Here is a 3,875-nt window from a genome sequence, read left to right on the forward strand (position 1 = left end):
ACAGCAGCACGGCGAAAGCGGAGCGGCCGCTCTCGCTCTGCATCAGTTTGCGCTCCTGCAGGCTCTGCAGCACGATGGCGGTGGAGGAGAGCGCAAGAATGAGACCGATGGCGAGCCCCTGCTGCCAGGGCAGACCCAAAAGATAACCCACTCCGGTCAGGGCGACACTGGTGAGCAGCACCTGCAGACCCCCGGTGCCGAGGATGGGCCCTTTCAGTTGCCACAACAGGGCCGGGCGCAGCTCCAGACCGACCAGAAACAGCATCAGCACCACCCCGAACTCGGCGAAGTGCATCACGTCTTTCTGCTCGCCCACCAGACCAAGCAGGAAGGGACCTATGATGATCCCCGCCAGCAGGTAGCCAAGGACGGAGCCCAGCCCCCACCGCTTGGCCAGCGGGACGGCGATCACCGCCGCCGAGAGGTAGATCAGGGCATCAAACAGCAATCCATGTCCCATCAGCGGCTCCTCCTTAACATGATGAATGCCGGTGAGGGCTGGCCGGGCCTGCGCCCGGATCGAGTGTGTGTCATGGGAGTACTCCCAGCAGATCGCGCAGATAGGGGCTCTCGGCCAGCTGGGCCGGGGTCAGCTGCTCGTCCCGCAGGGCGCACAGCAGTTGGCGATAGTCCTGGCCGCAGCGGCGCAGCGCCTCGGGATCCTCGATCTTGTGGAAAGAGTGCAGCACGAAAGGGGGCAGCCAGCGCATGCCGCACAGCTGTGCGGTCTGCTGGAAGGGGAGCAGGAAGTCGAGCAGCGGGCGCTGGTTGTAGCCGGCGCGGCAGTAGGATTCGGGGCCGCCCCCCGTGGTGATGGCGCTGAGCCACTGCTTGCCGCTGAGGGCGTGGGCCTCGGGGCCGTAGGCATAGCCGTACTCCAGCACCAGGTCCATCCACTCTTTCATGATGGCCGGGCAGGAGTACCAGTAGAAGGGGTGCTGGAAGACGATGATGTCGTGCTCCGCCAGCAGGGCCTGTTCCCGTTTCACGTTGATGAACATATCCGGATAGCGCTGGCAGAGATCGTGCAGGGTGATCCCCTCCAGCCCCTCGATGGCGTGCAGGAGTTGCTTGTTGGCCCGGGAACTCTGCAGCGCCGGGTGTGAAAAGATGACCAGAATGCGTTTCATGGGATTCCTGAAGAGGGTCTGCTGCCGGCACATGCGACAGATTGTGAGCTGAAACGTTATCAAGAAGCTTCCTGGCCCGCCAGTTCCGGGATCAGTGCGCGCAGCGCCGGATTCAGGGTCTGGTGGGCGGGGTAGCAGAGGCCGATGCGGCGGAACATCCGGGGGCCGCTCACGGGCAGGGTGCACAGGCCCGCTTCGTCCTCCACCAGCCCGTCGGGCAGGAAGCTGATGCCCACCCCGGCCAGCACCAGCGCCATCACCAGCCCCTTGCTCTCGGCCTTGGCCACCAGATTGAGGGTGAGCCGGTCACAGGCCAGCAGGCCTATGGTTTGCTGATGGGCTTCGCAGGGTGGGCACTCAATAAAATCATAATGTTGCAACTCAGCCAGCTCGATACGCGCCCTGCCCGCAAGAGGGTGTCCCCTGGGAACGCACAGCACGTACTCCTCTTCCCAGAGCGGCAGGAAGATCTCGTCCTCCCGGCGCAGGGCATCCAGGGTCAGTCGGCAGTCGGCCGGAGTGCCGTAATCGGAGAGGGTGAGATCCAGCTCGGGCAGCACCCCCTGCACCCGCCGAAGCAATCCCGCCAGCCGACGTCGGCTGAGGTCGGGCATGATGGCCATGCTGAGTCTCGCACGCGTCGCCTTCTGGCGAAACAGGGTCGGCAGGCGACGCGCCTCTTCCACCAGCTTGACGGCGTGGGGATAGAGATAGTGGGCCGGATCCTTCGCTTCCACCCCCTTCTTGCCCCGGATGAAGAGGCTGTCCCCCAGGCTCTCTTCAAGCTGGCGAAGGCCGGCGGAGAGGGAGGGTTGGCTCACGTGGCAGCGGGCTGCCGCCGCCGTGATGTTCTTCTCTTCATAGATGGCGATGAAGAAGCGCAGCAATCTCAGGTCCAGCATGGGGATACCATAGTTAATTCAGATGATAACCAGCGGAAAACTATATTTATCGCCGATGGATGTAGCGACTATAGTGACTGGGTCCCGTGCTGGCCAGCCCTTGTTTGACGCCCATTTCAACGCATCAGAAGGAAAACTCCATGTCCAAGTCCCTCGTGGTGATCACCGGCGCGTCCGCCGGGATCGGTGCCGCCATTGCCCGCGCCTTCTCCGCCGCCGGCCATCCGCTGCTGTTGCTGGCCCGCCGGGTCGAGCCCATGCAGGCGCTGAACCTGCCCGATACCCTCTGCATCGGGGTCGATGTCACCGACACCGCCGCCATGAAGGCCGCCGTGGCGCAGGCGGAGGCGCAATTCGGCCCGGTGGGATGTCTGGTCAACAATGCCGGCGTCATGCTGCTGGGACAGGCCGACGTGCAGGATCCCGCCGAGTGGCAGCAGATGCTCAACATCAACGTGATGGGGGTTCTGAATGGCGTGCATGCGGTACTGGCCGGCATGAAGGCCCGCCGCAGCGGAACCATCATCAACATCAGCTCCATCGCCGGTCGCAAGACCTTCCCGAACCATGCCGCTTACTGCGCCACCAAGTTCGCCGTTCACGCCCTGACCGAGAATATCCGGGAAGAGGTGGCCGATGTCGGCGTGCGGATGGTGACCATAGCTCCGGGCGCGGTGGAGACCGAGCTGCTCAGCCACACCACGGACGAGAGCATCAAGGCGGGCTATCACGACTGGAAGGATCAGATGGGAGGCGTCATTGCACCCGAGGTGATCGCCGACGCCGTGCTCTACGCCTGGCACCAGCCGGCCAACGTCTGCGTGCGGGAGATCGTGCTGGCAGCCACCCGTCAGCAACCCTGATGCAGACGGGGGAGGGGTTGACCCTCCCCCTGGGCCAAGGGTTACCATAGGCCCTCTTTCGTCATTGAGTCGTTTCATGGTCCTGACCCGTCGCCAACTCGCTCGCGCCCGCCGCTGGCTCCCCCTGTGGAGTCTGGTGCTGGTGCTGATGTCGTTTGGCAGCCGTGCGGCCACCGATCTCTGTACCCTGACGCCCCATTGCAGCCAGAGCGTGCGTACCCTGGAAAAAGCCATGCCCTGCGGCAGCTTCACCTCGGCGCTCGCCATGACGGTGCTCACCAGCGACAGCCTGACGGTTGCCCGGCTTGAGCCCGACAGGCCGACATACCTCTCTCCCTCTCTGTTCATGCCGGAGGCGCCCCTGGAGCGTCTCGAGCGTCCGCCCCGTCACCACGGCTGAGTCGAGTTTCCCTTTCCGGGCATTTCTTCTTAACCGAGGTGAGATATGTACAAGTCCCTGTTACTGGCCGTGCTGGCCGGTACCATCAGTTTTTCTGCTCTGGCAACCGGGCAGATGACCGTCTACAAGTCCCAGTATTGCGGTTGCTGCAAGACCTGGATCAAGCACATGGAAGAGAACGGCTTTGAGGTCAAGGTCGTGGAAACCGAGCAGCTTGACCCGATCAAGCAGCAGCATGGCATCACCCCGCAGCTGGCCTCCTGCCACACCGGGGTGGTGAATGGCTATGTGGTGGAGGGGCATGTGCCCGCTGCCGACGTGCAGAAGCTGCTAAAGGAAAAACCGACGATCCGCGGTCTGACCATTCCGGGGATGCCCCAGAGTGCGCCGGGCATGGATATTCCGGGTCAGCCCTATCAGGTGCTGAGCATCAGTGACGAGGGCGCGACCAAAGTCTGGTCGAGCTACCCCGGCTGATGGATGCTGACCGTGAGCAGACACACTTCCATCATGTGAGGCACACCTGAGCGAACCCGTGTCGCCCACGGTCAGGGAGGAGGGCCGCCATCGCGAGATGGCG

At 63.6% G+C, this 3,875-nt stretch carries 6 protein-coding genes; 3 read left to right on the forward strand and 3 right to left on the reverse strand.

What is annotated here, in order from left to right:
• From AACR77_RS12525 to AACR77_RS12535, 3 genes are all read right to left on the reverse strand, one after another.
• Positions 1-460, reverse strand: a 460-nt coding sequence (locus AACR77_RS12525) for a cation:proton antiporter domain-containing protein (protein WP_042881938.1), incomplete at its 3' end; no start/stop codon positions are given.
• Between the two features lie 70 nt (positions 461-530).
• Positions 531-1,130, reverse strand: coding sequence for an NAD(P)H-dependent oxidoreductase (locus AACR77_RS12530; protein WP_042881940.1), 600 nt, complete (start codon positions 1,128-1,130; stop codon positions 531-533).
• A 59-nt stretch (positions 1,131-1,189) separates the two neighbouring features.
• Complete coding sequence (locus AACR77_RS12535; RefSeq protein ID WP_042881942.1) at positions 1,190-2,032, reverse strand: LysR family transcriptional regulator; 843 nt, start codon at positions 2,030-2,032, stop codon at positions 1,190-1,192.
• 140 nt (positions 2,033-2,172) lie between these two features.
• Here AACR77_RS12535 and AACR77_RS12540 point away from each other — a divergent pair, with 140 nt between their 5' ends.
• From AACR77_RS12540 to AACR77_RS12550, 3 genes are all read left to right on the forward strand, one after another.
• On the forward strand, positions 2,173-2,895 hold the full coding sequence (locus AACR77_RS12540; RefSeq protein WP_042881944.1) for an SDR family oxidoreductase: 723 nt from the start codon (positions 2,173-2,175) through the stop codon (positions 2,893-2,895).
• A gap of 76 nt (positions 2,896-2,971) precedes the next feature.
• Positions 2,972-3,295, forward strand: coding sequence for a hypothetical protein (locus AACR77_RS12545; protein WP_042881946.1), 324 nt, complete (start codon positions 2,972-2,974; stop codon positions 3,293-3,295).
• Between the two features lie 45 nt (positions 3,296-3,340).
• A complete protein-coding gene (locus AACR77_RS12550; RefSeq protein WP_042881948.1) occupies positions 3,341-3,772 on the forward strand; it encodes a DUF411 domain-containing protein in 432 nt (143 codons plus the stop codon).
• Positions 3,773-3,875: the final 103 nt, after the last annotated feature.

This window comes from Aeromonas sp. ZOR0002 (assembly GCF_963866995.1).
In the GTDB taxonomy this organism is placed as follows: domain Bacteria; phylum Pseudomonadota; class Gammaproteobacteria; order Enterobacterales; family Aeromonadaceae; genus Aeromonas; species Aeromonas caviae.

Coding starts and splice junctions, on each gene's coding strand:
- AACR77_RS12530 (WP_042881940.1), bottom strand. CDS start 1,130: ATGAAACGCATTCTGGTCATCTTTTCACACCCGGCGCTGCAGAGTTCC.
- AACR77_RS12550 (WP_042881948.1), top strand. CDS start 3,341: ATGTACAAGTCCCTGTTACTGGCCGTGCTGGCCGGTACCATCAGTTTT.
- AACR77_RS12540 (WP_042881944.1), top strand. CDS start 2,173: ATGTCCAAGTCCCTCGTGGTGATCACCGGCGCGTCCGCCGGGATCGGT.
- AACR77_RS12535 (WP_042881942.1), bottom strand. CDS start 2,032: ATGCTGGACCTGAGATTGCTGCGCTTCTTCATCGCCATCTATGAAGAG.
- AACR77_RS12545 (WP_042881946.1), top strand. CDS start 2,972: ATGGTCCTGACCCGTCGCCAACTCGCTCGCGCCCGCCGCTGGCTCCCC.